This window comes from Mesobacillus subterraneus (assembly GCF_023715485.1).
Lineage (GTDB): Bacteria > Bacillota > Bacilli > Bacillales > Cytobacillaceae > Mesobacillus > Mesobacillus subterraneus_B.
On record NZ_JAMBOF010000001.1, the window covers coordinates 370310 to 396254 of the forward strand.

The 25945-nt window shown below is 40.5% G+C and carries 28 protein-coding genes; 19 read left to right on the forward strand and 9 right to left on the reverse strand.

What is annotated here, in order from left to right; all coding sequences use genetic code 11:
- Positions 1–21: 21 nt before the first annotated feature.
- Positions 22–636, forward strand: a complete 615-nt coding sequence (locus tag M3204_RS01860; RefSeq protein WP_251477704.1) for a TetR/AcrR family transcriptional regulator — start codon at positions 22–24, stop codon at positions 634–636.
- Between the two features lie 36 nt (positions 637–672).
- Here the strand turns inward: M3204_RS01860 and M3204_RS01865 are convergent, their stop codons facing one another.
- Both M3204_RS01865 and M3204_RS01870 read right to left on the reverse strand, forming a co-directional pair.
- The gene (locus M3204_RS01865; protein ID WP_251477710.1) at positions 673–2175 is read right to left on the reverse strand and encodes a potassium/proton antiporter; all 1503 of its coding nucleotides are present in this window, start codon (positions 2173–2175) and stop codon (positions 673–675) included.
- Positions 2176–2188: 13 nt separating this feature from the next.
- Complete coding sequence (locus M3204_RS01870; RefSeq protein WP_251477717.1) at positions 2189–2743, reverse strand: tyrosine-type recombinase/integrase; 555 nt, start codon at positions 2741–2743, stop codon at positions 2189–2191.
- Positions 2744–2890: 147 nt separating this feature from the next.
- Here M3204_RS01870 and M3204_RS01875 point away from each other — a divergent pair, with 147 nt between their 5' ends.
- Positions 2891–3361 (forward strand): hypothetical protein, encoded by a 471-nt coding sequence (locus tag M3204_RS01875; protein ID WP_251477722.1) that lies wholly within the window; start codon positions 2891–2893, stop codon positions 3359–3361.
- A 72-nt stretch (positions 3362–3433) separates the two neighbouring features.
- Here the strand turns inward: M3204_RS01875 and M3204_RS01880 are convergent, their stop codons facing one another.
- Entirely contained in the window at positions 3434–5227 is a 1794-nt protein-coding gene (locus M3204_RS01880; protein ID WP_251477725.1) for a methyl-accepting chemotaxis protein, read from the reverse strand.
- Positions 5228–5736: 509 nt separating this feature from the next.
- On the opposite strand from M3204_RS01880, the gene M3204_RS01885 reads away from it, so the two are divergent.
- The 5 genes from M3204_RS01885 to M3204_RS01905 all read left to right on the forward strand — a co-directional run bounded on the left by M3204_RS01885 (position 5737) and on the right by M3204_RS01905 (position 11393).
- A complete protein-coding gene (locus M3204_RS01885) occupies positions 5737–6522 on the forward strand; it encodes a TerC family protein (protein WP_251477728.1) in 786 nt (261 codons plus the stop codon).
- Positions 6523–6808: 286 nt separating this feature from the next.
- Positions 6809–8113 (forward strand): hemolysin family protein, encoded by a 1305-nt coding sequence (locus M3204_RS01890; protein WP_251477731.1) that lies wholly within the window; start codon positions 6809–6811, stop codon positions 8111–8113.
- A gap of 219 nt (positions 8114–8332) precedes the next feature.
- A complete protein-coding gene (locus M3204_RS01895) occupies positions 8333–9271 on the forward strand; it encodes a YsnF/AvaK domain-containing protein (protein WP_251477735.1) in 939 nt (312 codons plus the stop codon).
- Between the two features lie 257 nt (positions 9272–9528).
- The gene (locus tag M3204_RS01900) at positions 9529–10242 is read left to right on the forward strand and encodes a GDSL-type esterase/lipase family protein (RefSeq protein ID WP_251477739.1); all 714 of its coding nucleotides are present in this window, start codon (positions 9529–9531) and stop codon (positions 10240–10242) included.
- 584 nt (positions 10243–10826) lie between these two features.
- On the forward strand, positions 10827–11393 hold the full coding sequence (locus tag M3204_RS01905) for a M15 family metallopeptidase (RefSeq protein ID WP_353056018.1): 567 nt from the start codon (positions 10827–10829) through the stop codon (positions 11391–11393).
- An 81-nt stretch (positions 11394–11474) separates the two neighbouring features.
- Here the strand turns inward: M3204_RS01905 and M3204_RS01910 are convergent, their stop codons facing one another.
- The 4 genes from M3204_RS01910 to M3204_RS01925 form a co-directional block, all read right to left on the reverse strand.
- On the reverse strand, positions 11475–12704 hold the full coding sequence (locus tag M3204_RS01910; RefSeq protein ID WP_251477743.1) for an NAD(P)/FAD-dependent oxidoreductase: 1230 nt from the start codon (positions 12702–12704) through the stop codon (positions 11475–11477).
- Between the two features lie 285 nt (positions 12705–12989).
- Positions 12990–13409 carry a pyridoxamine 5'-phosphate oxidase family protein gene (locus M3204_RS01915; RefSeq protein ID WP_251477746.1) on the reverse strand — a complete coding sequence of 140 codons (420 nt, stop codon included), beginning with the start codon at positions 13407–13409 and terminating at the stop codon, positions 12990–12992.
- Between the two features lie 95 nt (positions 13410–13504).
- Positions 13505–13741 carry a hypothetical protein gene (locus M3204_RS01920; RefSeq protein ID WP_251477749.1) on the reverse strand — a complete coding sequence of 79 codons (237 nt, stop codon included), beginning with the start codon at positions 13739–13741 and terminating at the stop codon, positions 13505–13507.
- Positions 13742–13832: 91 nt separating this feature from the next.
- Positions 13833–13964: a 3-methyladenine DNA glycosylase gene (locus M3204_RS01925; protein WP_251477751.1), complete on the reverse strand. Its 132-nt coding sequence runs from the start codon at positions 13962–13964 to the stop codon at positions 13833–13835.
- 303 nt (positions 13965–14267) lie between these two features.
- On the opposite strand from M3204_RS01925, the gene M3204_RS01930 reads away from it, so the two are divergent.
- From M3204_RS01930 to M3204_RS01980, 11 genes are all read left to right on the forward strand, one after another.
- Entirely contained in the window at positions 14268–14999 is a 732-nt protein-coding gene (locus tag M3204_RS01930; protein ID WP_251477753.1) for a protein-glutamine gamma-glutamyltransferase, read from the forward strand.
- 200 nt (positions 15000–15199) lie between these two features.
- Positions 15200–16672: a UDP-N-acetylmuramoyl-L-alanyl-D-glutamate--2,6-diaminopimelate ligase gene (locus M3204_RS01935; RefSeq protein WP_251477755.1), complete on the forward strand. Its 1473-nt coding sequence runs from the start codon at positions 15200–15202 to the stop codon at positions 16670–16672.
- A gap of 205 nt (positions 16673–16877) precedes the next feature.
- Positions 16878–17177, forward strand: a complete 300-nt coding sequence (locus M3204_RS01940; protein ID WP_251477757.1) for a metal-sulfur cluster assembly factor — start codon at positions 16878–16880, stop codon at positions 17175–17177.
- Positions 17178–17470: 293 nt separating this feature from the next.
- Entirely contained in the window at positions 17471–17836 is a 366-nt protein-coding gene (locus tag M3204_RS01945; protein ID WP_251477759.1) for a hypothetical protein, read from the forward strand.
- A 229-nt stretch (positions 17837–18065) separates the two neighbouring features.
- Positions 18066–18164: a YjcZ family sporulation protein gene (locus M3204_RS01950; RefSeq protein WP_251477761.1), complete on the forward strand. Its 99-nt coding sequence runs from the start codon at positions 18066–18068 to the stop codon at positions 18162–18164.
- A gap of 36 nt (positions 18165–18200) precedes the next feature.
- Positions 18201–18335, forward strand: coding sequence for a YjcZ family sporulation protein (locus tag M3204_RS01955; protein WP_251477764.1), 135 nt, complete (start codon positions 18201–18203; stop codon positions 18333–18335).
- A 198-nt stretch (positions 18336–18533) separates the two neighbouring features.
- Complete coding sequence (locus M3204_RS01960; RefSeq protein ID WP_251477768.1) at positions 18534–19061, forward strand: RNA polymerase sigma factor; 528 nt, start codon at positions 18534–18536, stop codon at positions 19059–19061.
- Positions 19045–19662 (forward strand): hypothetical protein, encoded by a 618-nt coding sequence (locus tag M3204_RS01965; RefSeq protein WP_251477770.1) that lies wholly within the window; start codon positions 19045–19047, stop codon positions 19660–19662. The genes M3204_RS01960 and M3204_RS01965 overlap by 17 nt, the downstream gene beginning before the upstream one ends.
- Positions 19663–19768: 106 nt before the next feature.
- Positions 19769–21061, forward strand: a complete 1293-nt coding sequence (locus M3204_RS01970) for an ABC transporter substrate-binding protein (protein ID WP_251477773.1) — start codon at positions 19769–19771, stop codon at positions 21059–21061.
- 102 nt (positions 21062–21163) lie between these two features.
- On the forward strand, positions 21164–22156 hold the full coding sequence (locus M3204_RS01975; protein ID WP_285856858.1) for a carbohydrate ABC transporter permease: 993 nt from the start codon (positions 21164–21166) through the stop codon (positions 22154–22156).
- A complete protein-coding gene (locus tag M3204_RS01980) occupies positions 22153–23022 on the forward strand; it encodes a carbohydrate ABC transporter permease (RefSeq protein WP_251477775.1) in 870 nt (289 codons plus the stop codon). The genes M3204_RS01975 and M3204_RS01980 overlap by 4 nt, the downstream gene beginning before the upstream one ends.
- Positions 23023–23278: 256 nt before the next feature.
- Here the strand turns inward: M3204_RS01980 and M3204_RS01985 are convergent, their stop codons facing one another.
- Both M3204_RS01985 and M3204_RS01990 read right to left on the reverse strand, forming a co-directional pair.
- Positions 23279–23521, reverse strand: a complete 243-nt coding sequence (locus M3204_RS01985; RefSeq protein WP_251477779.1) for a hypothetical protein — start codon at positions 23519–23521, stop codon at positions 23279–23281.
- 243 nt (positions 23522–23764) lie between these two features.
- The gene (locus tag M3204_RS01990) at positions 23765–24205 is read right to left on the reverse strand and encodes a YkvA family protein (protein WP_251477783.1); all 441 of its coding nucleotides are present in this window, start codon (positions 24203–24205) and stop codon (positions 23765–23767) included.
- A 294-nt stretch (positions 24206–24499) separates the two neighbouring features.
- Between M3204_RS01990 and treP the strand changes: the two genes are divergently transcribed.
- Positions 24500–25915, forward strand: a complete 1416-nt coding sequence (gene treP, locus M3204_RS01995) for a PTS system trehalose-specific EIIBC component (RefSeq protein WP_251477786.1) — start codon at positions 24500–24502, stop codon at positions 25913–25915.
- The last annotated feature ends 30 nt before the right edge of the window (positions 25916–25945 follow it).

Below are 25945 nucleotides of genomic sequence, written 5' to 3' on the forward strand. Positions count from 1 at the left end.
TCAGAAAAAGAGGTAGTATAAATGACACCGATTGTTTCGGAGGAATATAAAGAAAAGAAGCGTCAGGAAATATTGCAGAGCGCACATGCTTGTTTTGCAAAAAAAGGCTTTGAGGCTTCGACAGTGGATGAAATAGTCACTCATTCAGGACTAAGCAAAGGGGCAATCTATAATTACTTCAAGAGCAAGGATGAAATATACTTAGCCCTCATGGAAGGCCAGACAAATGAGTCCGGAAAGACGTTCACGAAGGCGATTGACGAACGTGAGACGGCTTTGGACAAATTGAATTACCTGATAGAAGCTTACTTGCTTAATGATCCAAATGATGAAGAGAACAAGGATCATGCGTTGGTTCATTTCGAGTTCAGGCTTTACTCTACCCGCAAACCTGAATTGAAAAAAGCACTTACTGAACGCTATAAGAGCTTCTTTGTCACACTGCTGGCAGGAATCATCCAGGAAGGGCAAACTACAGGTGAATTCAAAAAAGGAATCGATCCGGACATGTACGCTGATATTTTCTGGGCAATGGTAAATGGGGTTACCTTACAGGCAGCAATACTAGAAAATTATCGCTATAAAGATATACTAAAAGAAATGCAATCCATGTTCGTTGAAAACTTAATGGTTTAAAAAATAAAACCAGTGAGATCGTCTCACTGGTTTTTACTATTTTAAATCAAGGAAATTCTGTTTGTAGATTGCTTTTTCCTTTAATAGCTTCTTCAATTGTGGCTTATTCTTTCTTGCAGACAAAATATACAGGAAATCTCCGGCCATGATGAGAGTATTTCCAGTGGGGGCAATAAGTTTTCCTTTTCGAATGATAGCATTGACTAGCGAGCCTTCCGGAAATGGAATATCGGTCAATGTTTTTCCGACAATTGCGCTGTCGCTTTCCATTTCATATTCTATCATTTCAGCATCCGCTTTGCCTAATGAAATCAATTCCAGCGACTGCATAGGAGTCGTTTTCTTTGGACCATTCAATCCCAGCTTGTCTGCTAAATATGGAATTGTTGATCCCTGAATCAATGCACTCGTCAACACAACGAAAAATACGACATTGAAAATTTGATGGCTGCCTTCGACTCCTGCCAGTAAGGGAAAAGTAGCAAGAACGATTGGAACTGCGCCCTTTAAGCCTGCCCAGGAGAGGAAAATGCGCTCTTTTTGGGTATACTTCATATTTACCGTGGACAGGTAAACAGCCACCGGCCTTGCAACGAGCATAAGGATTAGTGATATTAATATACCCTGTATTAATATTGCAGGTTTGAAAAGATCTGAGGGAAATACAAGTAGTCCAAGGATGACAAACATGAGAATTTGCATCATCCATGCGAACCCTTCAGAAAAACGAAAGATGGAATGTCGGTAGGCAATTTCCGCATTTCCAATCATTATAGCTGCAATATATACCGCCAAGAGGCCGCTGCCGTTAAAGAACGCGGTGAGGCCATAAGTCAGCAAGGCAAAGGCTGTAGCAAAAACCGGGTATAGTCCGCTCGAATCAAGGTTAATGGTATTAAGTGATTTAACGGCTATTTTTCCAAAAATAAAACCAAGAACTAAGCCAACTCCCATTTGTAAGAAGAAATCCCCAACCAATGTAATGATACTAGTATCAGGTATCGTGATGAGCTCAATCATTGCCACAGTTAAGAAAACAGCCATCGGGTCATTTGAGCCTGACTCTGCTTCAAGTGTTGAACCTAGTTTAGGAGAAATATTGTGCCCTTTCAGTACTGCAAAAACGGCTGCAGCATCAGTAGAACCAACAATCGCACCAAATAAAACCGATTCCAGCCAATCGAGCCCTAGTATCATTTTTGCAGCAACAGCCACAATACCCGAGGTAAGTAAAACACCAACAGTCGCCAATGATAATGAGGGGACGATTACTGGCCTGACGTCATTCCAATTAGTTTGCAGACCACCTTCGAACAATATAATGACGAGGGCTATTACACCGATCATTTGTGTCAAGGCTGCATTGTCAAAATAGATGATTCCCAGGACATCACTGCCCATTACCATCCCAACTAAAATAAATAAAATAAGCGAGGGAACGCCAAGCTTAGTCGAAAACCTTGTCGTCAGTACCCCGACGATAAACAAAAGCGCTAATATGAGAATGAATGAATCAGTGCTTAAAATAGTTTCAGGCAATAAAAACTCCTCCTTATAAATCTATATTTAACTTGATCTGTTCTGAGTGATGATTCACGCCAATGAAATGAATCGTTTCCGAAGGAGAGGCATGCTGCAGACGTTTTTGGATGAGTGAAATTGCAACACCTTGATAATAGGCATGGTAACCAAATGTTTTCCTCAGGGTGGTCATTCCTACAGGATCTTCGATACCGGCATCTTTTGCAGCATCGTTAATAATCCGGTAAGCTTGCTGACGTGAAATGGGTTGATCTGTCTTTCGCGACCTAAAAAGATAGTCTGTATCAATCATTGAATTATGATTAATATAATTTTTTAAGTTTTGCCTTAATGTGGCATTGAGATATACTGGAGGATTGTTGTAGTGGGGGAGTGAAAGAAATTCTACTATTTCTCCATCTTTACTGCTGACTTCATGAACCTTTAGATGGAGCAGTTCCTGAAGCTTTATGCCAGTATTGATTCCGAGCAAAAATAAACAATAATCTCTTGTTGAGTGAGCCTCTAAAAAAGCCTTCATATGATTTATATGCTTTCTGCTTTTAATAGCACCAACTGTTTTCATAAACTGCACCTCCTTATGTAACTTAATTATATCTTATATTAACTTGTGTAACATAAAGATGTGCTTGAAAAAGACGGGTTTTGCTTAGCATTAGTCCAATGGTATAATGAGCAGTATTGAAAAAATTATTAACAAGCTGGAGGCTCTATGCTGACTTTTGAAGAGAAACTTGCAATTATTGAATCATTTCCTGAGCTTGAACGGAAAAATGTATCTTTAGGACGTGTCAACTTCCATTTCGAGAACAGTATCTATGATAAGAAAAATGTTGTATATCATCTGCACCAAAATGGAAACGGATTTGTTTATGCGGAATTTTTAAGCGGGTATGACCTCGATTCGAAGGGCATGGTAAACATTCGTGATTTTTCTGCAGAAGAACTAAGAACAATCCTTAAACAATCCATTGATTCACTTTCTCCCAACACGACTCTCGAATCGGCAATCATAGAGGATCATGAAGAAGAACGCTGGGTTAATTCCGACAATCATACGTTGATCCTCATTAATGAAGATGAAATGTGGAATGTGTATGCCGGATTGAATTTGGATGGAACATTCATGTCTTATAGTGAAGCTAAACAATATTTAGAAGAAGAAGGGTTCAGGAAGAGATAAGAAAAAGGATGCCACCGCGGCATCCTTTTCTTTTGATTCATACTTAGCGATATGGACTAAGCACTAATGCATTTATTTAAGCTTGAAGTTTCCTGTAATCTTCTCTAATTCCAGAGCGGTTTGCTGGAGAATTTTCGTTGTTGCATTTACATTTTCAGCGGTTTTTAATTGCTCCTGTGTTGACTGGTCTGTATGGCTGGTGCCAGCAGCAATCTGCTGGGAAGCCTGGGAAACCGTGTCGAGGGAGTTAGTTATTTGTTCGATCGCAATGACCTGCTGCTCAATTGCAGAGGCGATATTATTGGAATTATCCTCGATTTCCAATGTTGTTTCATAAATTTCATGAAGGGTGTTCTTAGCATTAATTGACAAGTCCTTATTGTATTGCACGGCCTCTCTCGTCTTTGTGATGTAGTTTACTGCATCACGGGTGTTTTGGACGTTTTCGTTCACGATTGTAATGATTGTTGAAGCAGATTTGGCGCTTTCTTCAGCCAATTTCCTGACTTCATTCGCGACGACTGCGAAGCCTTTTCCATGGTCCCCAGCTCTTGCCGCTTCAATGGCAGCATTTAATGCTAAAAGATTTGTCTGATCCGAAATCGTATTGATGATCTTGACGAATTGCGTGATTTTATCGGATTGTTTTTCAAGCATGACGATGATGTCAGCAAGCTGGTTTGTATTGTCTTCCACCGCTTCTAGGCCTTCGAGCATTTCATCGATTCTAACTGTTCCTTCCTTGGAGGTTTCAGTTGAATTTTTCGCAATGTAGCTAGCCTGTTGGGCGGAGGCATTAATTTCTTCGATTCCCGCGTTGATTTCCTCTAATGTTGCCTGCATTTCTTCAATGTTTGCATTCTGTTCCTGCGTGCTGGCTGCAGCTTGTTGGTTGGCCGCTGTCAGCTCCCTGATTGCATCGACAGAGCTAGATGCTACCCTGGATAAGGCAACTGTTTCACTCGTCACTTCTTTGGAACTTGTTTGCACCTGAGATACCAAATTCCTAAGAGAAGCAGTCATTGTATTGATGCTTTCCGCCAATTCACCGACCTCGTCCTTTGATTTTACGGCAATGTCGCTTTGGGATAGATCGCCCTTTGCGATGTTTGCTGTCAAATCCTTGATTCTATTAAGCGGCCTGATTAACATAGAAACAAAAAAGAACATGGCAATGCTTGATAAGGCAAGGATAATCAATGCCAGAACCCAAATGCCTGCAACTTCTGCATTAATTTTTTTATTGACTTGAGAAACATCAAAGTCGACACCGTAAAGAGCAATAACTTTCCCGCTCATATTCGGGATTGGCGCAAATCCGGTAATTCTTTCACCGCTTTCCGATTTGTATACTTCGGTCGTTACTCGTTTGTTCTCTTTTATAGCCTGTTTTGCAGCGCTGTCAAATATCTTCCCGCCAGAGAATTTAGCGCCGTAGGTGATATCCTCTGACATCATCGAAGAGCTCATAGTTGGAAGGGTTAATTGATCCCCGTCAAGCGTTACCAGATAAACCGTATGTATTAATGGATTGTCTTTTAAAATCTTGTCCATTTGTTTCTGCATCGTTATAACACCAGGGTTATTAACTGAAGGATTGCTAATGATTGTTTGGGCTTTTCCAGGAGTTACCTGGTCTGATAACAAGCTTGAAATCGTGTTCAGTTCAGCTTCCATTGATTCGATATTACTCGTTTTAATCGTATACTGCGCATACACCGTTGTGACCAGTGCGAGGATTAGCATCGAAATGATACTTAAAGAAACGACTTTTAATTTTAAGCTCATATTTCTTTTCGTTTGTTTTTTGTTAGGATTCATCTTTTTCACTGCTTTTGCAGCAGTGTTTTTTTTCTTAAAAAGCAATTTGTCCACTCCCTCTGTTTTTCTTAGGCGAAAAAAGTTTTTCTTTGGAACTATTAAGGTGATATAGTAACCGTTTTTTTAGCTTGAATTTGAATTATTTGGCCACTAAAAACACGATATTCTTCCTGGAATTCCAAATCGAGCTTGACTCCGCTCAGAGTAATCAAGATATTAACTTTATATTTATTTATATTTTCGGCTATTTTTAAGAATTGTTAAGGAAAAATACCATATAGTTTATTTTCATTGACAGAATCCCTGGGCATAGTTATATTATAGGTAATTAAATATTCTCTTTTTAAAGGGGAGTAGCTGCTACAATAAAGTCGTCATTACGAGATACTATCTCCGGCTTTATTGGCAACATTGACGTTGTTAGCAAGACCTTTACTATTTTGGTAAAGGTCTTTTTCTATGCAATTTTAGGCCTTTACCGTTATGGTAAGGGCCTTTTCTTTTGAGCAAGAGAATATTTAAACAAAATTTTTCACGAAACAGGAGGCTATTAAATGGATATTTCATTAGTGCTTGAGTACAGCTGGGTGCTGATTGTGCTCGTTGTAATGGAAGGGCTGCTTGCTGCAGATAATGCACTAGTTCTTGCAATTATGGTAAAACATCTGCCTGAAGAAAAGAGGAAAAAGGCTTTATTTTATGGATTGGCTGGGGCATTTGTGTTCCGCTTTTTATCGCTGTTCGTCATTTCATTTCTTGTAGATGTTTGGCAGGTGCAGGCAATCGGAGCATTATACCTGCTGTTCATGGCGGTGAACCATATTATCAGAAAGATTGCCATAAAGGATAAAGAGGAGTCGGAGGAGAAGCCTGGGAATCAGAAAGCAAACAAGAGCGGTTTCTGGATGACTGTGTTTAAAGTGGAAGTCGCAGACATTGCGTTTGCAGTCGATTCGATTCTTGCGGCAGTGGCGCTTGCCGTCGTGCTTCCAGAAACGCCGCTTCCGGACATTGGAGGGATGGATGGCGGACAGTTTCTCGTCATATTCGCAGGCGGGATGATTGGCTTGATCATTATGCGCTTTGCTGCCAATATGTTTGTTACCCTGCTTGAAAAAAGGCCGGGACTGGAAATTGCAGCATTCGGCATAGTCGGCTGGGTTGGTGTGAAACTGGCGGTAATAACGTTAGCCCACCCATCTCTTGGTATTTTAAGTTCGGAATTTGCCCATTCAACAGGTTGGAAGCTGACATTTTATGCAGTGCTAGTGGGGATTGCAGCTGCTGGCTGGTTCCTTTCAAAAGAAAAGACCCCCGAGAGTGCCAGAAAGGCGTCCTAATTCGATCATAAAATGTGATTCCCTGAAATACGGCTCACGCCTTTTTATGGACAAGCTGTATTTAGGGGAATCTTTTATTTTCTCCTCCCATATTCCTTACTCTCAATATCACTTAACTTATTTCGCAAATTGTATTTAGAAATGATTTTCCCCAATTATGCGTTAGTTGTATCTTATAGGGGTATAATTTAAAAAAATAAGATTTTCTCAACGGGATCTATATTTACTTCATGAACTTATTTCTTGTTATAGGAGGTGTCTGCCTTACCAATGTAAGGCTTGCCCATTGATTATTACTAATTTGCTTTTGGTGGCGTTATTGATTGCATTAACCGGTTTTTTCGTGGCTACAGAATTTGCTATTGTTAAAGTAAGAACTTCGAGAATTGACCAGCTTGTCACTGAAGGGGAAAAAGGCGCAAAAGCTGCCAAGCACGTTATAACCCATCTTGATGAGTACCTTTCCGCATGCCAGTTAGGAATCACGATTACAGCATTAGGACTTGGCTGGCTAGGTGAACCTACAGTGGAAGCGATGCTGCATCCACTTTTTGAAGCATGGGATCTTAATCCTTCGTTATCGCATATTCTATCATTTGGAATTGCCTTTGCATCAGTTACTTTTTTACATGTTGTAGTCGGTGAGCTGGCTCCTAAAACGGTTGCAATCCAAAAGGCTGAAGCGATCACATTGGCTTTTGCAAAACCTATCATCTTGTTTTATAAAATCATGTATCCATTTATCTGGGTGTTAAATGGTTCTGCGCGTCTGTTAGTTGGATTGTTTGGACTCAAACCTGCTTCAGAACATGATTTAGCCCACTCTGAAGAAGAATTGCGTATCCTTTTGTCAGAGAGTTACGAAAGTGGAGAAATCAATCAGAATGAATTGAAATATGTGAACAATATCTTTGAATTTGATGAGCGCATTGCGAAGGAAATCATGGTCCCAAGGACTGAAATAGTCACTTTGGATATTACAGATACCATTGATACAATTATCGATGTCATCCAGCAGGAAAAGTATACCCGCTATCCTGTTATTGACGGTGAAAAAGACAATGTGCTTGGCATGATCAACATCAAGGAAATTCTTACGGCAAAATTGACGCAGAAGGATCTTCATAAGGAGTCGATATTGACTTCGTTTGTTAAGCCGGTCATTCGTGTCATAGAAACAATACCGATTCATGACCTTTTGGTAAAAATGCAAAAAGACCGTATCCATATGGCAATATTGATCGATGAATATGGCGGTACGTCCGGTCTTGTGACAGTTGAGGATATCCTGGAAGAAATCGTCGGTGATATACGGGATGAATTCGATGCCGACGAAATTGCTGAAATCAGGAAAGTGAAAGAAGGCCACTACTTGTTCAGTTCAAGGGTATTGATTGATGAGGTAAATGACATCCTGGGTATTAATCTGTCAGAAGAAGAGGTCGATACAATTGGCGGCTGGTTCATGACCAAGAACCTCGACGCGAAAATAGGAGATGAAATCGAGGAAGAGGGCTATCTTTTCAAGATTATCGAGATTGACGAATACCATATTGCATATTTAGAAGTAACAAAAATAGAAAAAGAATAATAACGTATTACAGCAAAAAAGCCGGGAAAAATCCGGCTTTTTTTGTTTGCTAAAAATCCCACGATAATAACCCATGCTCCTGATTCATTTTCGACTTACAAAAAAACAGTGGCTAATATTGGCAAGTCCAAAACATGTTTCAATTTGTCTCGGGACTGGGTATTACCACATTACCGGGGCAACCGGATGAATCGTAAAAATGAAATGGAGGAATTACACATGACTAAAAAAGTAGTTGGAGTATATGATAATCAAACAGAATTGATCGAAGCAATTGAAGAGTATAAAAATAAAGGGTATGCTGTCCAGGATTTTTCAATCATCGGCGATACTACAGAACTATCTTCTGCATTAGAAAGCAGGACAGGCGTGACAACTGAAAACCTCGGAACAGATTATGATGATCATAAAGAGGGAGGCTTCTGGCAGAGCCTGATGACTGCGTTCGATGCAGACAGAAACCTTGGCGGCAATGAGCCTTCTATTTCAGACCGTTTAGTCGGCCTTGGCTTAACAGACGATGCAGCAAGTGAATATGAGGAAGATGTACGAGCTGGACGCATTATCCTTCTGGCTGAAACAACAGCATCTGGTTTAAACGTAGAGGATACAGGCTATGTTGCTGATACATCAGTGACTGACACTGGAGTGACAGGTGAATATGGTACTGACAACAGAGCATATGATACTGATCGCTATGATACAGAAGAGAGAACATTGAAACTAAGAGAAGAACAGCTCGATGTTTCAAAAGAACGAGTTCAGGCTGGTGAAGTAGAAGTACACAAGGAAGTTGTAGAAGAACAGCAAAGAGTAAATATCCCGGTTACTCGCGAAGAAGTTTACGTTGAGAGACGTGAAGTGAACGAAGCGGCAACGGATGTAGATTCCACTCTCGAAGACGGAGAAACAATCCGTGTTCCAATCATGGAAGAAAAAGTAGAGGTCACTAAGAAGCCAGTTGTTACGGAAGAATTAGTGATCGGCAAGCGCGAAGTAACTGACACTGAACAAGTAGTTGAAAGTGTTAAGCGTGAGGAAGCTCACCTTGAAACAGACAATGACCGTTTAGTGAATGAAACTGACGTTGACCGAGACCGTGACTTTGATCGCGATGGGTTTAAGGACCTTGACCGTGATGGTTATAAGGGCAGATAAAAAATCACATATAAAATAAGAAAAGACGCCCCGAAAGGCGTCTTTTCTGCGTATTGAGGCGACTGACTGCACGCCACATCGTGCATTTCCATAAGGAGTGTCTGTCGGCTTACACAATTCAGCTCATCGCTCAACAAATATACCATTGTTTTCGCATTGATGGCAAGAGGAATATTTTTCTGTGGAGGAATCTGTATGTTTAACATAGTTCAACTGCCGGGTAAAAAGGAGGAAATGAACAGGGAAGGATCAACATCATGAGAAAAAAGACAGCATTCATCTTATTTATCATCATTTTAATCTCAATACTAGCTGCATTTTCAATTTACGATAATAGCTCAGAGAAAAAGCAAGGGGACAAGCAGGTAGTAGCTTTTGGTGATTCACTTACCTATGGCTTTGGCGATGAAAAAGGCTCTGGCTATATTGATACACTTGATAAAAAGCTGAATGAACAAAACAAAGAGGATTTTGATTTTACAAATGAAGCTATTTATGGTCTTGAGTCATCCGGTATTCTGACACAATTGTCGGATATCAGGGTGAGCAGCAAGCTGGATGAAGCAGATTATTTTATCCTATTTATTGGGACAAATGATTTAATCAATAGCAATGGAGGAAATTTAAAAAATCTGAAAACCGGGGAAATAGAAAAAGGACAGGAGATATATGTTCAAAACTTGAAAGCTATAATAGACATCCTGAAGAAAAATAATGAGGAGGGACCTATCCTGGTGCTGGGACTCTATAATCCCTATCCTGACAGCGGCAAAATAGAGACGATTATCGATGGCTGGAATAAGGAAATAATTAATGTCATCGACGATGAAAAACGGATTACCTATATTCCTACAAATGATTTGTTCAAAGGCAAGGATAAGAAGGGATATTTCAGTGACTCGCTGCACTTGAATGATAAAGGGTATAAAATTATTGCCGATCGAATTCTTGAGAAATACAATTTCGAATAATAATTACAAGCCTGGCAAAAATGGGTGCCAGGTCAGTTTGTCGACAAAAGGGATTCAGAATGGTCTCATTCCGAACCCCTTTTTAGATTTTATCGGATTTTTCATGGGAAAAATAGACTCTCTTAGCTATACTTTTAGACCATTATTGGACTTCTCTATGTCCAAGGCAGGGAAAGTAAGCATCGCCTGCATCACAATTTTTTCAGCCCCTAAGGGTTGTCCAAAGCATGCGATTGGATTATTTTTCGAAAATAGACTTTGGTATAGTTCCACGTTAAGTTTAGATGCCCTGTTGATTGGAGTGGAAGGCGCGAAGACTCCTGCGGGAGCATGGGTCAGGGGAGACCCCACAGGCGCTTGCGCCGAGGAGGCTCCCCGGGCCACCCGCGGAAAGCGAAGCGCCTGGAACGGAAATCAACAGGATAATTTACGAAGAAAATAAGAATGCAGATATGCGCGATTTTCATCGAGTTTGTCTTCAGTCTTGCCTGGCAAATATGTTTGCCAGGTTTTTCAATGAAACCATATACGGCCTGAATTCGTTTATATAATAGAATGACAGAATACGTGAAAGGAAATTTGACGTGAAAATAAAACTTTTCGGAAGTGCGTTCATCACCTTCTTGCTGATATTGATTGCGCTCCTGCTATATTATCAATTCCTCACAAATCCGAGTATTAACGAGAATGTTCCTTTACCGCAGAATCTACATCCGGTTGTGCAAGAAAATAAGGATATCCTGATTCAGCAGGCTGCTGATAAAGGGATAAGGGTCATGGTGACAGATGGCTTCCGCAGTTTTCAAGAACAAGATCAGCTTTACGAAAAGGGCAGATCATCGGAAGGACAAATCGTCACACATGCCAAGGGCGGCGAATCATATCATAATTTTGGCCTGGCGGTAGATTTTGCTCTGCTGAATGGTCAAGGAAAAGCAATTTGGGATACAGCATACGATGGCAATAGAAATGGCAAATCTGATTGGATAGAGGTAGTTTCGATAGCGAAGGATCTTGGATTTGAATGGGGAGGAGACTGGAAGCAATTTAAGGATTACCCTCATTTAGAAATGCGTTTTGGACTTACGATCAATGAATTGCAACGCGGGAAACGCCCGCCAGGGGATTCATTGACAGCTTCACAGGAATGAATAATTAAAAGCATCGGCGCTACAAGGCTGCCGATGCTTCTTTGTAAACAGCTATAAAAACGTAGATGCAACCAAACTGAACTATTTTTGGTTTGATATGGCGATTTTTGATTGAGGTTTTCCAAATTTAAAGAACTGCTTGACGATCAGCTTTGGACCACCGAGGACGAAAAGATACCGTGCTTCAATCACCTGCTTCATCAATGCCGCAAATAGTCCACTTATTTTCAATCCGAATACTTTACCCACGGCTGCCTTGTTGCCAATTGAAGCAACAGTTCCTTTGTGGTGGTACTCAAACACCTTCAATGGTTCACCGCGCAAGCTTGAAATGATGTTTGGACCGCACACTTCGGCTTGCTGGATAGCAACTTGAGCTGTTGGAGGCAGTGCAGTATCATCATTCTTCATGAACATAGCAGCATCGCCGATGCAGAAGACATCTTCCATACCCATCACACGAAGATGCTGGTCTACAGGAATTCGTCCTTTAGTAATTGGCAGTGCCAATTTTTCCAAGAGGGTGTTGCCGCGGACGCCCCCAGACCATATCAGTGTCCTTGCCGGCAACTCCTCACCATTGTCCAGTGTAATGGTTGTTGGAGAGCATTCGAGAATTTTGGTTCCAGTCATTAATTCTACACCGTGCTTTTTCACATAGTTCGTTGTGAACTCAATTGCTTCATTATCAAATCCAGGCAGGACGGTTTGCGATGCCTCAATATTCACTATTCTCGTTTCATTTACGGGTATATCGTATGTTTTGCAAAGCTTCGGGATAGCCTCTAAAAGCTCGCCGACCATCTCAATACCGGTAAAACCTGCCCCAGCAACAGCAAAGGTTAACCTGGAAGGGTCACGATCTTCCTTATACGCAGCAAATTGCCTCAGTATATGGTTGTAAATGGCTTTCGTGGTCCTGAAGCTTCTGATTTTAAATGCATTTTCTTCCACTCCGGGAATACCAAAAGTGTCAACCTCGAAACCAAGGCAGATTAACAAATAGTCATAATCCACTTTTTCACCGGACTCTAATAATACTCGTTTGCTGTTAAAGTCTACATTCTCAATAGTGCCTTTTTTAAACTGGACTTTATTTGCCTGAAGAAGATCGGGAATATGGAGCGTGATTTTCTCATCGGCAGCTGTCCCGGCACCAGTCTTGTGAAGCTGTGTTGATATATAGTGGTAATCATGCTTATTAATCAATGTCACTTCCGCTTCGCCACTGCGTAATGTCTTTTCTAGCTGTCTGCTTGTAACGAGACCGCCGTAACCAGCACCTAAAATGACTACCTTTGGAGTTTTCATAATAATATTCCTTCTTTCTAATTAAATCCTTTACTTTTGTGAAAACATTCACATAACCAGTCAAAAAAATGATTTAATTCAAAATCCTAGAGGGGTTGAATTGTGAAAACATTCACAAGTATTCTATATCAATAGCTTACGATAAATATATAGTGATAGCAAGTAAAAATTCAGACTAAATTCAACAAAAATTCGACATGATTTGCATTTTCATAATGAAAACGTTTACGGTGTTTTGCATGGAAAAGGGAGATGGAATCATACCATCTCCCTTAGAAGTTGCGTTTAAAAATTCAATGTTTCAGGTTCGCCATTGTCATTCATCAAGCGAATTGTTTCTGGCTTAATTTCTAATATGATGTAATCTGGATCTTCGGCACTATTTATCCATTTTTTCATTTTTTCGTTCCAGTACTTGTTTTTCAAATCTTGTTCTTCACGAATTGCCGCTTTTCCTTGCACCTCAATGTAGGCATCGCCCATCCCTTCTCCATCATAGCCGAGCAGGATATGCACATGGGGATTCTTTTCAATCTCATCTGCTTTATAGGTTTCTTTGCTCGTTGGTGTATAGAGTGTCAAATCCTCATTAAAGAAAGTCATGTAGCGGGAGTGAGGCTTATTTCCTTCCACAGTGGCCAGTGAGCCGACCTTTGATTCACCTAATACTTTTAATATCCTGTCCTTCAATTCTTGATTGCTCATTATCATTCCACCTTTTAGTTTGATGTTTTTAATATTCACGTTAAAGAAAAAGATAAACCATCAAAAAAAAATCCCGGATTCACCGGGGTATTCGATTATAAATCATTGTCATAATCCACGTTGTACTTTTTCTCGCTGGAAGATGAATCCTTAGTATGGTGTTTATCCTTTTCTTCCCGCTTTTCCTGTTTAAGGTCTTCCATGGGAATCGTATCTACTGTCAATTCACTGTCAAATTTATCATGGAGACTTGTAGTTTTAGTTTCATATTGCTCAGGGTTATCCATATTTTGCGTATTGTCTACTGGTACTGGCTTTTTTTTCTTTTCCATTCCTCTCACCTCATCTTATTTATTGACTGTTTTCGAATAACAGGGAATGCATTAACAATCTTGTGAAAGCAATAAAGTTTACGAAAAGCGCCTAATTATTTTTTGTACTCGATTCTTCTTGAGGTTTTACAGGATCTCTTTGGGGTTCGATATCTTTTTTCTGAGCTTCCTTTTTTTCCTGTTCAAGCGAACCATCATTATTTTTTTGGTTATATTCGGTCATGTTAAAACCTCCTTGTCGATGTGGATACTGAAAAATTACCCGTATAAAAGGGGAATGAAACTATAAAAGGAATTGCTAAGAAGAATGAATACCGATTGCACTGACCGTTTTTCAGGGGTGGAGCCGGTAAGATGAGGGCCGTTGCAATTTCGCCTTCGAGTGTCAAAAGAATTCGAGCGAATAAAGTTTTAATTATTTGCGCTGCTGAAGTCTAATCCCGTCTATTGTCTAATGTCTTTTAAGCGCATCATCTTCATATAGTTAATTATGTGCTTAATTAAAGGAATATGGAGGGGGAGCGTGATGATCATAATTAGGTTTCCGGATCCGATTGGCAGCGAGCAGCTGCAGAATCTTTCTGGAAAACAAAAGGAGATTTATGATTACCTGGACAGAAGCCTGTCAATGTTTGAATATGAAACAACCTTTCAGCTCCTGTTTGAAATCAGGCTTCGTGAAAATACCATTGAAGCAGCAATGAAGCTTAAAGACAGTGGTGTCTCTTTTACTTCATTCACATATTCAAGGTTTAATCCAGTTTTTTGGACGAAGGTACCAAGTGGGTATCTGTTAAAATCGAATGTCCTGCCTTCAGACGCGATTAATGATATTTATGTAAATGGACAGGAATACGGTTTTGAGTGTTCAACAGCGATGGTGATCATTTTTTACAAAGCGGTGTTGGATACGATAAAGCTCGGAGATTTCAATTATTTATTCCGAGGACTGCTTGTTTGGAATTGGAACTATGACCCCGACCTGGCAATCATCACGTTAGAGGGCAGTGAGTTTATTCCAGGTGATGTTGTGTATTTCATGAACCCGGATTTTGACAAGCCTATATGGCGCGGTGAAAACGCGGTTGTTCTTGGTAACGGGCTTTATTATGGGCATGGAATTGGAATCGGCACTGCGGATGAAATGATTAAGGCGCTTAATACGCTTCGAAAAACAGGGGCTTCTACTTCAGCTTACATGCTCCAGCAGCACAGCCGGCTGAACTTTAAATACTTGTCCCAGTTTTCAAGCAGATAATCCCAAATTAGAGTGAAAGACTGGTTATTTAGCCGGTCTTTTTTTCTATTTCGTTTGGCTCATCTTTCTCAAGTTGAAATCTAGTAGAATTTACGAGGCATAGTTTTAAAAAACTGGGGAATATAAAAAGAGAGATAATATATACATTTCTAAATTCCAGGTGCGGAATTTATTGTCATGTTAAAAAGGGAGTTTTGGAAATGAGATTAACCAAAGTGCTGGAAGCCCTCGGCAGCTGTATAAAAAAATACAAGAACGACGCAGATCCAGAGTTGGGCGGGATTCAGATGGATTCGCGGAAGGTGAAGCCGGGAGATTTATTTGTTGCGATTTCAGGCTTTCAGATGGATGGCCACGAATTCATTGATGAAGCAATCGAAAAAGGTGCCGCTGCGGTTATCGGAGAAAATGAACTTGGACTTGATGTTCCTTACATACAAGTGATTGATAGCAGGCTTGCACTCGGAAGGGCAGCGAGTTCATTCTATAACCATCCGTCCAGAAAGCACACCGTAATTGGGATTACCGGAACGAACGGGAAAACCACTGTGTCATACATCTTAAAGCACATTCTTGAACACGCGGGGAAAAGCTGCTCGCTGTTAGGAACAGTGTCTTATATTATAAATGATGAAGTGTACAAGCCTTCAAATACTACTCCAGATGCCTTGCAGATCCAGGAATTGATAGCGAAAAGCAATGATGAATTCATTGTTCTTGAAGTATCTTCTCACGCTCTTAAGCAATTCAGGATCGAAGGGCTGGAGCTTGATTATGGATTATTTACAAATCTATCCCATGACCATCTGGATTATCATCCGACGATTGAGGATTATTTCGAAGCTAAAACATTGATGTATAATTACATGAAGCCTGAGGGAGCAGCCGTTGTCAGCAGGCTAAGTGAATGGGGAGACGAACTGGCCAGATTGCTTACCGACAAAGAAATTCCAGTATATTCAATTGGCTACGATGACTCCCATGACTTGAAAATCGAGGACATAAAATTGAATGGCCAGACAAGGTTCGATATTAAAATGGGCGGCGCAGTTTATTCATTAACCTTCCCATCTCCCGGTCAGCACAATGTCTACAACGCGGCCATGGCCTTTTTGACCGCTATAAAAATTGGAATCCAGCCAGAGGTCATCATTGAAGCGCTGAAATCATTCCCGGGTGTGCCTGGAAGATTCGAAATGATACCTCATCCTGAAGGCGCGACATTTATTGTCGACTACGCTCATACCCAGGATGCGATAGAATATTGCCTGCAGGCTGCAAAAGAACACGACGCAGCTAAAATCAAGCATATTTTTGGCTTCAGGGGCGAACGGGACAGAACGAAAAGAGAGCATATGATCAAAGCTTCTGCCATGCTCAGCGATGAATTCATCCTAACCTTTGATGATCTCAATGGAGTTTCTGAAGAAGTTATGTTCAATGAACTAAAGGAACTTAATGACCAGTTTGGACTGAATAAGGGCACAATCATCACAGACAGGACAATGGCAATCCAGAGCGCTTGGGAAAGTGCCAGGAAAGGTGATTGGGTACTGATAACCGGAAAAGGTCCTGAAGAGTATCAGTCGATGTATGAGCTTCCAACAACCACTGATAAGGAAACATTGTTATATTTGCAAAAAATGCAGAAAAAGGAAAAGGTAATAGGCTAAAATCTGAACAGGCTGAATTCATTTCAGCCTGTTCTTTTCCGTCTGGAATGAAATTTAAACCCCCACTGGTAAAAAGACACAAATTATTCTTCTAAAAATGACAATAATATGAAATGTGAAGTGCGTCACTCCTGTTTTTTCCCTGCTTCTCTTATGATAGAAGTAAGAAAACCAAACCTAACCATTCCGGAGGGAGGAACTCAATATGGATAAAAATGATATTTATAAAATGCTCGAAGAAGTTCAAGAGCCGATGCTTGGAGTCGATATTGTGAACCTTGGCCTGGTGTACGAGGTTTGTGTTAAAGATGATAAAGATATCGAAATCGTAATGACGACCCGAAATGAAGACTGTATGCTGGCAGAATACATTGCACTATCCGCAAGGGATCATCTGGCAGAACGGATGAGAAACCTTGAACATATAGATATTAAAATGGTTTCTGCCCCAAAATGGACCAAAGACCGAATGTCCCGATATGCCCAATATCTCTTAGACCTATGATGAGCGTTGCCTCGAATATATCCATTAAGATTGCGGATCAGTCTGCAGTCTTTTTTATTGTCTGTAGTGCATAGATTGTTGTTGTTTTCGAAAAAGCAATTTCTTTTTTGAGCAGATTTCTGAATAAGAAATGCTTTAAAATCCGAAAAACTTTTGGTTGTGAAAGCAACACAGTTTACGAAAAGAGCCTTTTATATTTTCCTTTGGAATTTTTACCATACCCCAATATATTTTGACCTTAATACGAATTGTCTTTTAGAATGAGAGTTGGGGTAAATATTGGAGGCATCTTGATGATCTTAAAAAAAATCGATGGAATCAGCATGTGGAAATTGAACAGGACTTTGAAAAAACTGGCTTTCGCCAGAATGGAGCTGGAAAAGCAGATGCGAAAGGAATTAATTGTCGTGCTGCTTGAGCCAAAAAAAGAGAAAGTGCTCGTCACTCCCGAGGAAAAAAATGAAATCGAAAGAATGGTCTATGAGCTGAATGGGTTTGAAACATTAAAACTTTGCTTGCTGGAAGATTGCAAGCCAGTTTACATGGAGAAGCTGACACAGAACGGAGTGTCAAGGTGGCTGGAAATTCCGGTTGAACCATTGATTACATACGAGTTCATGACTGAAACACATCATAACAAAGAGCAGATGATTGGTTAGTCATAGCATGAAAGAGAGCCCAATTGAGGCTCTCTTTTTTATCCATAAAAAAATGTATGGGCAGATAGATAAGGGCAATGCGTCCATGCTGCACCTCTTGGCCAAATGATGAACGAACTAAGCCACCTCCGCTATTCCGAATATGGGCTTATTTTTTTTGGGATGATTAATTGCACAAATGTCCCGACCTGAATAGGATATAAGGACATAAGAAAAGGAGGTTGTTACGATGACTGAAGGATGCGGCTATGGCGGCGGTTTCGCTCTGCTTGTTGTTTTGTTCATTCTCTTAATCATAATCGGAGCGTCTTGGGGTTTCGGTTACTAAAAATTGAATAATCGGTTGCGAAAAGGAGGTAATAATATGTACGGATACGGCGGATGCTGTGGTCAAGGTGGTTACGGCGTTGGAGGTGCAGGCTACGGCAGCGGTTTTGTTTTAATCGTTGTGTTGTTCATCCTCCTGATTATCGTTGGCTGCTCATGCCATAAATTCTAATAAGAAACTGGGAAGTGCTTGATTTTTCAAGCACTTTTTTTGCGTAGAAATTTTACCAGGTCATATCCAAGTTAGTCATTAAGAATGATGGAAAATAAAAATATTCCTGTTATTTTAAAATAAAGTAAAAAAATTCTGAAAAAACTGTTTCTTTTTCCACGCCCATTCGTCTAACTGATTGCAAAAGGGGGGAGAAATTTGAGCGATAACTATAGCATTCATTTCCAGAAGGTATACGAGGAATACAGTGACAAGGTATACAGTTATCTCCTGTTATTGACCGGGAAAAAGGAAGTCGCCGAGGATTTGACCCAGGAAACATTCTTAAAGGTGTATAAGCATTATGATCAGTTTAACGGCGATTCGCAAATGTTTACGTGGTTAGTGAAGATTGCCAGGAATGTAGCGATTGATTATTTAAGAAGAGGAAACAGGCTGCGGTTTTTTTCATTGGACAAGTATGTCGTCCAGTCTTGCCAGCCATCTCCTGTAGAAATCATTGTTAAAGGGGAGAAAACAACGCTTCTTTACAAAACAATTAAATCATTGAAACTAAGCTATCAGGAAGTACTGATTTTAAGGAAAATCAAAGAATTCTCAATTAAAGAAACAGCAATGATCCTTGGCTGGAGCGAGAGCAAAGTGAAAATCACTACATCACGTGCGATGGCAGCCTTAAAAAAAGAGTTAAAGAGAAGAGGCGAATTAATTGAAGAAATCATTTGAACTAGAAGATAGCTTCAGGAGTCTTAATCATATTCCCAGGTCCCAAACTCAAAAACGGAAGACGTATATTCATATAATGCAAACAAGTAAACCAAAAAAACAATTCCACAATTTATTCGGCAATTGGACAGGAGTCTTCCTTACTTTTTCTATGGTTCTGTTTTGTTCGGTATTCCTTTATAGCCAAATCATCAATCCTGTACATAGCCAGCAATCCGCAATGAAACCTGCGGAACTTGTTGCAGCAGGTGAAGTTGTCCTGACTTATTTGGCCAAGTCTGATTCAGACCATTATTTCAGCCTTAATTCCAATCTAACTAGAAAGGGAGTAGTTATAATTGAGGATCCAGCATGGAGGAAGACAATCCAAGAAGCTTTGAATAGCAGGACTGTTGTGTCACAAGTCCCTGCTGCGGAACAAGAATTTGATCTTTTAATTGTTTTCGAAGGCAGCAAATCTGCTAAATATAAGCTGTCAATCAGTGGGGATGAAGTATTCATCAAACAATTTAGTGATAAGGAGATTTATAAAATAGCAGCAAACCAAGCCAGCCTGATCATTAATTCGATAAAGGATATGGAAAAACAGGTTCATTTTTAGAACCTGTTTTTTTGTTTTTATAAATTTAAATGTTTATCAATATTTCGGAATGGGTAATAGTTAGCTTGTGTTTATAATATCAACTTGAATATACAGGGGGAGAATCATGAAGAGGGGTCTTGCATTAATTCTTGTATCATTTTTACTTATCGGACTGCTGGCTGGTTGTTCAGGCGAACAGAAGGCAGAAGCAGAAAAAACGAAGGACGGAAAGGTTATAGTTAATTTCTGGACTTTCTGGGGATCAGAAACTCGCCGTCCAATCATCGAAAAGATTATTGATGATTACAACACCTCTCAGGACAAGGTTTTCGTTAAACATACCTTCCTGCCATGGGGAGATATTTGGACAAAGAACCTGGCTTCAGTAGCAGCTGGAAATCCAGCAGATGTGATTATCAATGATATCAATACAGTATCTCAACGTGCGGAAAATAAACAGGTTGAGGATTTAAGTAAGTATGTAGACGATTCATTCAAACAACAGTTTTATCCGCATTTATGGGAAACAGTAGAATACGATGGAAAAGCTTACGCTGTTCCGTTTAATACAGATACACGCCTGCTTTTCTATAATAAAAAAGCATTCAAGGAAGCGGGACTCGATCCAAATAAGCCGCCTGCAACATGGGCTGAGCTTGAAGAGTATGCAAAGAAATTAGATGTCAAAAAAGGCGATAACTATGAACGCATCGGTTTTTATCCTCTATGGGGAAGCGTTGGCGCATCGAGCTGGATGACGAATGCTGACAGCGGAAAAGGTTTTATCGACAATGGCAAGTTAGCCATCAACACACCAAAGAAGGTTGAAGCATTAGAATGGATCCTGGGCTGGAAGGAACGTCTGGGAGAAAATACTGTACAGGCTTTCCAGGCGGAATTCGGAAGCGAGCAAGCAAATCCGTTCATCGCTGAAAAGGTAGCAATGTGGGTCGATGTTGGAACATTCTATACACAGTTAAGAGATTATGGACAAGATATTGAATTCGGTGTGGCACCAATCCCGGCTTATCAAGAGGGAACAGGAAACTTTGCAGAAGGCGGCGGTTTCGTTGCAGAAGTCCCTAAAGGCGCAAAACATCCGAAGGAAGCAATGGATTTCATTAAATATCTGACAGGTGTAGACGCACAGAAGTACTGGGCGGTTAAAAACTATGACAATGTTGCCAATAAGGAAGCTGCAGAAGCAACAGTTGATGAACTTGAAGGCGATGATAAAACCGTCTATGAAGCAACTGTAAAGAATCTCGAGCAAACGAAAATGTTCCCAATACCAGTTGACTATCCGGACTACCACAGTCGAATCAACCCGCAGGTTGACAATGCACTTTTAGGAAAAATGTCACCGGAGGATGCATTGGAAGAAGCGGAAAAAGATGTTTCTAAAATGAAAAAATAAGGGTTAGAGAAAGAGAAGGCGGCTGCCCTTCTCTTTTTCATAAAAAGATATTTTTGCAATCATTAAAGTATTTAACGTTACATCAAGGGGGTTCAGGATTGTATGAAGTCAACAGAAAGCACATTGGTGCATTCAGAAGCTAGTGCTAAAGTAATGCATGAAACAAAAGCTTCTGCCGCAGGTAAAAAGAAAGGTCTTAGCAGAAAAGCAAAGGACAACCTGGCTGGCTATTTATTTATCTCTCCCTGGATCATTGGATTTATCGGGCTGACATTGGGCCCATTATTATTCAGTCTGGCTGCAAGTTTTACGGATTATAATATCACCTCAAAAATGAATTTCGTCGGATTTGAAAATTTCAAACGTATGTTTACAATGGACGATTTATTTCGCACTTCTTTATATAATACCTTATATTACGTTGTTTTTTCGGTACCGCTCACTACTGCCGGAGCAATTTTACTCGGTGTTCTATTAAATCAGAAGGTAAAAGGCATGAAAGTATTCCGTACAATTTATTACCTGCCGGCAGTATTATCGGGGGTGGCAGTTTACTTCCTGTGGATGCAGCTTTTAAGTCCATCTACCGGACTAGTCAACACGATGCTCGGATGGTTTGGAATTGACGGTCCGGCCTGGCTTTTTGATCCGGAATGGACAAAGCCTGCCTTGCTTTTGATGAAAATGTGGAGTGTAGGCGGGGGAATGCTCCTGTATCTCGCAAGTTTGCAGGGTGTATCGCCACAGATGTATGAAGCAGCGGATATTGAAGGTGCTTCAGCATGGCAGAAATTTTTCCATATTACACTGCCAATGATTTCACCAATAATTTTCTTTGATGTCATCACAAGCACAATTGGTTCATTCCAAATTTTCCAGGAAGCCTATGTGATGACAGAGAATGGAAGTGGCGGCCCGGGAAATTCACTGTTGTTCTATAATTTGCATATGTGGAACAATGCCTTTGAAGTCTTTAATATGGGATATGCTTCAGCAATGGCATGGCTGCTGTTCATCATCGTGATGATCTTGACAGTAGTGAATATGAAACTCGGAAAACGCTGGGTACATTATGAAGGGGGAGATGGGAAATGAGTGCGGTCACAGAACCTAAGTTTTACGAAACGAAGAAGTTTAAAGAAAATGTAAAGCACACTTTCGTGACACTGCTTCTCATTGCCGGAAGCACATTGATTTTGATACCTTTATGGTGGATGATCTCGACTTCATTGAAATCTCCAGCCGAAATCGCCCAGTACCCGCCGACTTTATTTCCTAAAGAATTCAATTTCAGCAATTATATTGAAGCTTGGCAGACGGCACCATTCACGCGCTGGGCATTGAATACTTTATTAATCGCATCACTAGGGACGATTGGAAGTGTACTAGTCAATTCGCTGGTGGCCTATGGTTTTGCAAAAATCAGGTTCGAGGGAAGAAACACTCTCTTTGTAATTGTACTTTCTACGATGCTGATTCCCGGATTCGTGACAATGGTTCCTCAATACATCCTCTTTTCGAAGCTTGGATGGGTGAACACCTACTTGCCGCTGATCGTACCAGCTTTTCTCGGAAGTGCCTTCTTTATCTTTTTGCTCCGCCAGTTTATGATGGGTATCCCGAATGAACTGATCGAGGCGGCTATCCTTGACGGAGCGGGCCATTTGCAGATCTGGTGGCATATCATGCTGCCATTGACAAAGCCTGCATTGGTTACTGTAGCGATTTTCTCTTTTAACGGGGCTTGGAATGATTTGCTGGGTCCATTGCTTTATATAAACGATGAAAGCATGTACACATTGCAGATTGGGCTACAAACCTTCAAGGGAACCGTCCAGACACAGTGGCATTATTTAATGGCGATGTCGGTTACAGTCCTGCTGCCGGTTGTTCTATTGTTCTTCTTTTTCCAGCGATATTTTATTGAAGGATCGAACATTGCCTCTGGGACGAAAGGGTAATGCTCTAAAAATAAACGCTTTTTCGTAAAATTTGTTGCTTTTACATTCAATCCGTGAAATTAGATTCTGGAACTTTTTGCTTTCTTGGTTCAAGATCTTCTTTAAAGAGCTCGAAGCCAGGAGTAATGCTGGGATCGGCTTATTTGAAAAGCAACAAGCAATTCGAAAACAATCAAAATATAAAAAGGCTGCTGTACAGTATGAAAATTTCATAGCTGTACAGCAGCCTTTTTTTGTATTACGAAAATACTCAACTTCAGTACGTAACTGGACAAGAAGTCAGCCATACCCCTGATACACAGGTTCTATATCCATTGTGATAGGTGTATTTTGTGCATACCCAGCAGCCATAGCCCTCCGGATTGACAACGGTTTCGCTTCGGTAATTCTCGAAAGTAGTTTTAGCTTGAGTAAATGAATCTTTTTGAGAAGGAGAGGCAATGACAGAACCAGAGAAAACAAGCAGCAGGACAAACGTCAACAACATGAGCTTTTGCATGATTCTTCCCCCTTTTTTATTTAGGCTCTTTTCGCCTGCTTTACTGCTTGTCATGAAAAAGGAAAAAAAGCTGCGCGAAAAAAGTCTTTGTAAAAAATTTACTATTATCTTAACGTACGGACTATTACAGGATTTTAGAATAGGACTATATATTTATTCCTGAAAAGCGAACTTATGAACTAGTAGACAGGCTGCTATTTTCCCAACAAAAAGGGAGCCCTAATAAGACAGGCTCCATGGTATTTATGCGTTATGTTGGGGGAGTTTTTCCTCTAGGATTACATTTTCTGGAGTGTAATTTTCTTTCCAACTCTTAAATTTTTCCAAATCAGTGGTGAGCTGCTTTAAAACGAATCCAATAACCGCCGCATCATCGATGATTCCTAATCCCATCAAAAAATCAGGGACTAAGTCGATTGGTGAAACGAAATAGATTATAGCGGCAATGATTGTCACGATTGAGCCTGTGGGAATTTTCCGGTATTCTCCCCTCCGCCAAGCACCGACCAGGTCGAACAGGAGTTGGAGGTTGTCCCAAATTTCCGATAGAGAACCTTTTTTATCGTCAGCCTTTTTGCTCGCATCTTTTAATAGAACATCTGTCTTCTCAGGACGATTTACATATTCTTTCGCCTTCGCTTCAAATTTTTTATAACCTTGTTCGATTTTTTTTGTGCCCAACATATTTAACACCCTTCCTGCACTTGCTAAAAAGTTTTCTTACTCTTATTTTTACCCTTACATTCCTTTTATCAAAACATCGGGGGCAAGTGGTAAATTTTTGCCAAGCCAGCCTGTTCAGCGAAAAAGTCTGTTTTATACGCAGATTTAAGGGAATTTTAAAGAGGGATTAAAATTGTTGACTAATCTTGTATATACAAGTAGAATGAAAACGTAAACAACATGTATATACAAGCGTTGGTAAAATCAGCATTCTTTTTTAATAGGAAATGAAAACGGTAACAGGAGGAGAAAAATATGGATCGTAAAGCGGTTGAACAGATTGTCGAAGCTGTCGGCGGCAAAGAAAACATTGCAGCTGCCACCCATTGTGTCACAAGGCTGCGATTTGCCTTGAAGGATGAAGGCAAGGTAGATAAAGAAAAGCTTGAAAATATTGAACTTGTAAAGGGGTCATTCTCTGCAAATGGCCAATACCAGGTCGTCATCGGCCAGGGGCTGGTTGACAAGGTATATGCTGAAATGGTTGCTATCACAGGTATGGGTGAAGCATCTAAACAGGATATCAAAGATGCTGCTGCACAAAACTTGAATCCTCTGCAAAGAGCGATTAAAACACTTGCGGATATCTTCATTCCGATTCTGCCAGCGATTGTTACAGCAGGTCTATTAATGGGAATCAACAACATCCTTACAGGGAAGGATATCTTCTTTGAAGGCAAGGCGCTTATTGATGTTTATACTGGATGGGCTGACTTTGCGAGCATTATTAATTTGATTGCAAATACAGCATTCGTCTTCCTGCCAGGTTTGATTGGCTGGAGTGCCGTCAATAAGTTTGGCGGAAATCCGCTTCTCGGTATGGTTCTGGGATTGATGCTTGTGCATCCTGATCTATTGAACGCATGGGGTTATGGTGCTGCGCAGCAGGAAGGCAAAATTCCAACTTGGAATATATTCGGTTTAACTGTGGAAAAAGTAGGTTATCAGGGACAAGTATTGCCTGTATTGCTAGCTTCATATGTACTTGCGAAAATGGAGATTTTCTTGAAAAAACGTATACCTGATGCATTTCAATTGCTGACGGTTGCGCCGATCGCGTTGTTGGTCACAGGTTTCCTTTCTTTCATTGTCATCGGACCAATCACTTTTGCAATCGGTAATTTGATCACTAATGGAGTTGTTGGTATTTTTGAAGCAGTTCCGGCGATTGGCGGATTGATTTACGGTGGCCTTTATGCGCCACTCGTTATCACTGGTATGCACCATACATTCCTTGCGGTTGATTTACAATTGATTGGCACGATTGGCGGCACATTCCTATGGCCAATGGTTGCTCTTTCAAATATCGCCCAGGGTTCAGCGGCATTCGCGATGATGTTTGCAGACAAGGATAATGAAAAATTGAAAGGTCTATCATTGACTTCAGCGATTTCAGCTTGGCTTGGAATCACTGAACCTGCGATGTTCGGGGTAAACCTGCGCTATAAATATCCTTTTATTGCGGCAATCATCGGTTCTGCGATTGCAGGAATTGTCATTACGCTTCGGGGCGTCCAAGCTCCTTCTATCGGTGTGGGCGGCCTGCCGGCATTCTTGTCAATTTTCACTGAGTTTTGGGGAGTGTTCTTCATCGGGATGGGAATCGCGCTTGTCGTGCCGTTCGTACTGACATTCATAATGGCTAAAACTAGGAAGAACAAAGAAGCATAATTTCAACAAGAGAGTGAATCCTGATGGAGG

What these genes read in the sequence shown, in the direction of transcription:
- M3204_RS01860 (WP_251477704.1), top strand. Translation starts at nt 22, where the DNA reads ATGACACCGATTGTTTCGGAGGAATATAAAGAAAAGAAGCGTCAGGAA.
- M3204_RS01870 (WP_251477717.1), bottom strand. Translation starts at nt 2,743, where the DNA reads ATGAAAACAGTTGGTGCTATTAAAAGCAGAAAGCATATAAATCATATG.
- M3204_RS01875 (WP_251477722.1), top strand. Translation starts at nt 2,891, where the DNA reads ATGCTGACTTTTGAAGAGAAACTTGCAATTATTGAATCATTTCCTGAG.
- M3204_RS01885 (WP_251477728.1), top strand. Translation starts at nt 5,737, where the DNA reads ATGGATATTTCATTAGTGCTTGAGTACAGCTGGGTGCTGATTGTGCTC.
- M3204_RS01895 (WP_251477735.1), top strand. Translation starts at nt 8,333, where the DNA reads ATGACTAAAAAAGTAGTTGGAGTATATGATAATCAAACAGAATTGATC.
- M3204_RS01900 (WP_251477739.1), top strand. Translation starts at nt 9,529, where the DNA reads ATGAGAAAAAAGACAGCATTCATCTTATTTATCATCATTTTAATCTCA.
- M3204_RS01910 (WP_251477743.1), bottom strand. Translation starts at nt 12,704, where the DNA reads ATGAAAACTCCAAAGGTAGTCATTTTAGGTGCTGGTTACGGCGGTCTC.
- M3204_RS01915 (WP_251477746.1), bottom strand. Translation starts at nt 13,409, where the DNA reads ATGAGCAATCAAGAATTGAAGGACAGGATATTAAAAGTATTAGGTGAA.
- M3204_RS01920 (WP_251477749.1), bottom strand. Translation starts at nt 13,741, where the DNA reads ATGGAAAAGAAAAAAAAGCCAGTACCAGTAGACAATACGCAAAATATG.
- M3204_RS01925 (WP_251477751.1), bottom strand. Translation starts at nt 13,964, where the DNA reads ATGACCGAATATAACCAAAAAAATAATGATGGTTCGCTTGAACAGGAA.
- M3204_RS01930 (WP_251477753.1), top strand. Translation starts at nt 14,268, where the DNA reads ATGATCATAATTAGGTTTCCGGATCCGATTGGCAGCGAGCAGCTGCAG.
- M3204_RS01935 (WP_251477755.1), top strand. Translation starts at nt 15,200, where the DNA reads ATGAGATTAACCAAAGTGCTGGAAGCCCTCGGCAGCTGTATAAAAAAA.
- M3204_RS01940 (WP_251477757.1), top strand. Translation starts at nt 16,878, where the DNA reads ATGGATAAAAATGATATTTATAAAATGCTCGAAGAAGTTCAAGAGCCG.
- M3204_RS01945 (WP_251477759.1), top strand. Translation starts at nt 17,471, where the DNA reads ATGATCTTAAAAAAAATCGATGGAATCAGCATGTGGAAATTGAACAGG.
- M3204_RS01950 (WP_251477761.1), top strand. Translation starts at nt 18,066, where the DNA reads ATGACTGAAGGATGCGGCTATGGCGGCGGTTTCGCTCTGCTTGTTGTT.
- M3204_RS01955 (WP_251477764.1), top strand. Translation starts at nt 18,201, where the DNA reads ATGTACGGATACGGCGGATGCTGTGGTCAAGGTGGTTACGGCGTTGGA.
- M3204_RS01970 (WP_251477773.1), top strand. Translation starts at nt 19,769, where the DNA reads ATGAAGAGGGGTCTTGCATTAATTCTTGTATCATTTTTACTTATCGGA.
- M3204_RS01975 (WP_285856858.1), top strand. Translation starts at nt 21,164, where the DNA reads ATGAAGTCAACAGAAAGCACATTGGTGCATTCAGAAGCTAGTGCTAAA.
- M3204_RS01980 (WP_251477775.1), top strand. Translation starts at nt 22,153, where the DNA reads ATGAGTGCGGTCACAGAACCTAAGTTTTACGAAACGAAGAAGTTTAAA.
- M3204_RS01985 (WP_251477779.1), bottom strand. Translation starts at nt 23,521, where the DNA reads ATGCAAAAGCTCATGTTGTTGACGTTTGTCCTGCTGCTTGTTTTCTCT.
- M3204_RS01990 (WP_251477783.1), bottom strand. Translation starts at nt 24,205, where the DNA reads ATGTTGGGCACAAAAAAAATCGAACAAGGTTATAAAAAATTTGAAGCG.
- treP (WP_251477786.1), top strand. Translation starts at nt 24,500, where the DNA reads ATGGATCGTAAAGCGGTTGAACAGATTGTCGAAGCTGTCGGCGGCAAA.